The organism is Leisingera caerulea DSM 24564 (genome assembly GCF_000473325.1).
GTDB lineage: Bacteria > Pseudomonadota > Alphaproteobacteria > Rhodobacterales > Rhodobacteraceae > Leisingera > Leisingera caerulea.
Map to the genome: position 1 here is coordinate 12,453 of NZ_KI421515.1, position 4,729 is coordinate 17,181.

A 4,729-nucleotide genomic window follows, 5' to 3' on the forward strand; every position below is an offset into this window, starting at 1 on the left:
CCCGGCGCCACCGAGCCGGCCAGCAGGTCGTATTCGATCAGGGCCTCGGCCAGCTGCTGCTGCAGGTTGTTCATCACCCCCATGCACCCCTGGATATCGGCCTCGGAGTAGACGACATTGGTGCGGGTGCGGATCAAGGGTCAGAGCCTGGCGCGCGCCCTTCTGCCGATCCACCGCCTCTGCCAGGTCCGCCTCGGCATAGCGCATCGCGTCAGTACGGGCCTGATCGTTGAGCGCATTGATGCGGATCTGGCTTTCCTCGATGATGGCCTGGGCAATGGCCTGGGCGGTCTGCGGATCAAAGGCGGTGACCTGCACTTCGGTCAGCCCCGAGCCGCTGTCATAGGAAATGCGGGCGATGCGCTGCCAGAACCAGACCAGCTCCTCCAGGGTGGCATCCGGCCACAGCGCAAACACCCAGTCGCCGGGCCAGTGCCGGCTGTAATGGGCGCGCAGATCGACCCGCTTGCTGACCGCCGCGGCCATCTCCTTGCTCTGGATGAACTCATAAAGGATATCGCTGTCCGAGGCGGTGGAGTTGCCGGTAAAGCTGGCCAGCCCGCCCAGGATGTCATTGGCGCCGGAGCTTTCCTGGCTGCGCACGGTGAAGCCGGTGGTGGAGGCATACTGATCCTCGGCCACCGCAAACAGATAGAACACCGCCGCCGCCAGCGGCAGCAGCACCAGGGCTGCGAAACTGGCGATCAGCCCGCGGTGGCGCCCCTTCAGATGCGCCGGCCGGGCCACCGGATAGGCCGGGGTTCCGGCCAGCTGCGCCTCCAGCGCCGCATGGGCCGCCTCGGCCTTCTGCACCTTGCGGCGCAGCTTCTTGAGCTTCTTGGCTGCGCCCTTGCCGCCCGGACGCTCCGGCGCACCGGGCCGCTGTTTTACATTGGCGGCCTCCTGGCCGGGCGCGGCGGTCCGGTCCAGGCCGCTGCCCTCCGCCTCTGCCGGGCCGGATGTGCCAGAGCTTTTGCGGCCGGTGCGGAATTGGGCGGCAGCCTTCCGGCGCGCCGCCGGGCGATCCTGTGTCATAATCTGCTTATCCCGGCCTGCAGCCGTTTGTAATTGCCTCGTCTTTCTTTCATATTATCACCTGCACAGCTCATATTCACAATGGGTATTCATGACCAGCACCCCGCCCGCAGCGGCCCCTGCCCTGCCCCCCGCTCAGATGCCTGCCCTGCCGCCCGCCGCAGGCCGCGCGCGCCGCTTTGCCAGCCTGCGCACGGTGGCGGCACTGGTGCTGCGCGAGATGTCGACCCGCTACGGCCGCACCCCTGGCGGCTATCTCTGGGCCATTCTTGAGCCGCTGGCGGCCATTCTGTTCCTCAGCCTCGGCTTCTCGCTGGTGATCCGCAGCCCGTCGCTGGGCACCAGCTTCCTCTTGTTTTACGCCACCGGCTATCTGGCATTCGACCTCTACAACACAATTGCCAACACCACCGCCCGGGCGCTGAACTTTTCCAAACCTCTGCTGCAGTTCCCGGCGGTGACCTGGGTGGATGCGATTCTGGCGCGGTTTGCCCTCAACAGCCTGACCGGCAGCCTGATGGCGATTCTGCTGCTGGCCGGCACGCTGATGGTGATCGACAGCCGCACGGTGCTGGACCTGCCGCCGGCGGTGCTGGCGATGATGCTGTCGATGGTGCTGGGCCTTGGGGCGGGCACGCTGAACTGCGTGCTGATGGGGCTCTATCCGCTTTGGGAAGTGGCTTGGTCAGTGATCACCCGGCCGCTGTTCCTCGCCTCGGGCGTCATCTATATATATGAAGACCTGCCGCCGCTGGCGCAGGAAATCCTGTGGTACAACCCGCTGCTGCATATCACCGGGCTGATGCGCACCGGCTTCTACCCCACCTATACCGCCGCTTACATCAGCGTAACCTATGTGCTGCTCACCGGCCTGATCCTGCTGGCGCTGGGGCTGGTGCTGATGGGCCGCTACCACCGGGTGATCCTGAACCGCTGAGCGCGGCGCGGGACCGCCGCCGGCTCAGCCTTCGCCCGCCAGCTCCAGCACCCTGGCATGGGGCACTTTGGTCCGGCGCAGCAGCCCGTCGCGCAGGGCATGGCCCATCAGCCGGGCAAAGACGCGCCGGTCGCCGCGGTGGTGGCGCAGCTTCATCAGCCACTTCGGCACGATCACCAGAAGCACCGGCCAGAACAGCCAGCCCGCCGCCATCCGGTACAGAAGCAGCAGGTTGCGGTGGTAGTAATAGGCCTTCCACAGCGGCACGAAGCGGCCGCGCTGCGCCGCATCCGACTTTTGCGGGTCCGCGCCCCCGGCCTGGAAGGTCGACAGGTCATGCTCGAACCGCACCGAGGGCTCAAAGCCGATCCGGCCGCCCGATTTGGTCAGCCCCAGCGTATAGAGCCCGTCATCGCCATAGATGAACAGCTCCGGATCCGGATAGCCGATGCGCCGCACCGCATCCGCCGAGATGAAAAAGCCCACAAAAGAGGTGACGTCGATCTGCATCCCGGCCCCCTCGTAATCCGAGGGCTGCACGTGAAAGCCCGATCGGCCGCCGCCGAACAGGGTGCGCAGGAACTCGCGCCCGTGCCAGAACGGGTTGCGCGAGGGGCGGTTCATCTCGCAGATCCGGCCATCGGGGAAATAGACAGCCGCCGCCACCGCGTCCCAGCCGCCCCCGTCTGCCGCACCTGCCGGCTGCCGGTGCATCGCCAGCGCGTGGAAGGCCGCCAGCCCGCCGGGGGCGGGCCGCCCGTCGTCATCCATCACCGCCAGCCAGTCGGGGGCGTGATGCTCCATCGCCCGGCGCATGCCCATCTCGAAGCCGCCGGCGCCGCCGCGGTTGGTTGCGCTGGTGCAGATGTCGAGGCGCGGATCCTGCTGCGCCGCCAGCCACTCGGCGGTGCCGTCGCTGGAGGCATTGTCAGCCACCACCACTGCCGCCAGCTCGCCTGCGGGGCTGTCCAGGAGCCGCGCCAGCGTCGCCTTCAGCTTGTCCAGCCGGTTGTGGGTCACCACCACCGCCACCAGCCGCCCTGCCGCTGCCATGGCCGGGGCCGCTGCCGGAATGTCTGTGCTGCGCGCCTCTGCTGTGCTCACCGGGGGTGCTCCTGTCTGCTTGCGGGCCTGGCCCTGTCGTCTGCTGCGGCCCCGAAAGCACATAAATCCCCGGCGCTGTCAAACCCTTTGCGCCCGGCGCGGCGCCGCTTTGCCCGGCAGACCGCGCTGCGCCATTTGGTCCGAAGCGGACCTATCCTGACCTGCAAGCGCCCCCGGGCCGGCAGAGCGCAAAAAACCGGTTCCCGCCCTGTCCGGCGGGGTATATCCTTCTATTCTCAAAACAATGGCGGCAGCCAAGCCGCCGCACCGGGGATTGAGAAAAGGGTATTCCATGCGCATTGCGATGATTGGCACCGGCTATGTCGGTCTGGTGTCCGGCGTCTGTTTTTCGGATTTCGGCCATGACGTGGTCTGCGTCGACAAGGACGCGCGCAAAATCGCCCGGCTGCAGGCGGGCGAAGTACCGATCTATGAGCCGGGCCTCGATCAGCTGATGGAAAAGAACGTGAAGGCGGGGCGCCTCAGCTTTACCGATGATCTGGCGGCGGCGGTGGACGGGGCGGAGGCGGTGTTCATCGCCGTCGGCACCCCGACCCGGCGCGGCGACGGCCATGCCGACCTCACCTATGTGATGGCGGCGGCGGAGGAGATCGCCGCAGCCCTGACGGAGTATGCGGTGGTGGTGACCAAATCCACCGTGCCGGTGGGCACCAACCGGCAGGTGCAGCAGGTGATTGCCAGGGCCAATCCGCAGGCGGAGTTCGACGTCGCCTCCAACCCCGAGTTCCTGCGCGAAGGCGCTGCGATTGAGGATTTCATGAAACCCGACCGGGTGGTGGTGGGCGTGCAGAACGACCGCGCGGCAGAGGTGATGGCGGAGATCTACAGACCCTTATACCTGCGCGACTTCCCGATCCTGACCACCGACCTGGAATCGGCCGAGCTGATCAAATACGCGGCCAATGCGTTTCTCGCGGCCAAGATCACCTTCATCAATGAAATCGCAGGGCTGTGCGAGCGGGTGGGCGCGGACGTCAAGGAAGTCGCCCGCGGCATCGGCTTTGACGGGCGGATCGGCAACAAGTTCCTGCACGCAGGCCCCGGCTACGGCGGCTCCTGTTTTCCCAAGGACACCGCGGCGCTGGCACGGATCGGCCAGGACCATGCTTTCCCGCTGCGCATCACCGAGACCGTGATGCGGGTCAATGACGAGGTGAAGCACCGGATGGTCGAGAAGCTGCGCGATGCCTGCGAGGGATCGTTCAACGGCAAGACCGTCGCGGTGCTGGGCGTCACCTTCAAGCCCAACACCGATGACATGCGCGAGGCGCCCAGCCTGACCATTGTGCCCGCACTGGTCGGCGGCGGCGCCCGGGTGCGGGTGGTGGACCCGCAGGGGCAGTCCGAGGGCGAGGCGCTGTTGCCCGGGGTTGCCTGGATGGACGACCCGTACGAGGCGGCGCAGAACGCCGATCTGGTGGTGCTGCTGACCGAATGGAACGAGTTCCGCGCCCTGGACCTGAAGAAGCTGGCGCGCAAGATGGAGGTGCCGCGGATGGCGGACCTGCGCAATATCTACTCGCCCAAAACCGCCAAACGGGCCGGGTTCCGGACCTATGTGGCGGTGGGGCGGGGCGCTTGAACCGCCCCGGAAACGGCTTCTGCAAAATAGGTCCGGTTCGGACCAAATGT

Annotated in this window: 3 protein-coding genes and 1 pseudogene; 2 read left to right on the forward strand and 2 right to left on the reverse strand. The window is 66.8% G+C overall.

What is annotated here, in order from left to right; translation table 11 throughout:
• Positions 1–1,035, reverse strand: a pseudogene (locus CAER_RS28630) (hypothetical protein); the annotation flags it as partial.
• Between the two features lie 91 nt (positions 1,036–1,126).
• Here CAER_RS28630 and CAER_RS0126915 point away from each other — a divergent pair.
• Positions 1,127–1,972 carry an ABC transporter permease gene (locus tag CAER_RS0126915; protein ID WP_027238266.1) on the forward strand — a complete coding sequence of 282 codons (846 nt, stop codon included), beginning with the start codon at positions 1,127–1,129 and terminating at the stop codon, positions 1,970–1,972.
• A 24-nt stretch (positions 1,973–1,996) separates the two neighbouring features.
• Here the strand turns inward: CAER_RS0126915 and CAER_RS0126920 are convergent, their stop codons facing one another.
• A complete protein-coding gene (locus tag CAER_RS0126920) occupies positions 1,997–3,076 on the reverse strand; it encodes a glycosyltransferase (RefSeq protein WP_322786363.1) in 1,080 nt (359 codons plus the stop codon).
• A 292-nt stretch (positions 3,077–3,368) separates the two neighbouring features.
• Between CAER_RS0126920 and CAER_RS0126925 the strand changes: the two genes are divergently transcribed.
• Positions 3,369–4,679 carry a UDP-glucose dehydrogenase family protein gene (locus CAER_RS0126925; protein WP_027238268.1) on the forward strand — a complete coding sequence of 437 codons (1,311 nt, stop codon included), beginning with the start codon at positions 3,369–3,371 and terminating at the stop codon, positions 4,677–4,679.
• Positions 4,680–4,729 lie beyond the last annotated feature (50 nt).

Coding starts and splice junctions, on each gene's coding strand:
- CAER_RS0126915 (WP_027238266.1), top strand. CDS start 1,127: ATGACCAGCACCCCGCCCGCAGCGGCCCCTGCCCTGCCCCCCGCTCAG.
- CAER_RS0126925 (WP_027238268.1), top strand. CDS start 3,369: ATGCGCATTGCGATGATTGGCACCGGCTATGTCGGTCTGGTGTCCGGC.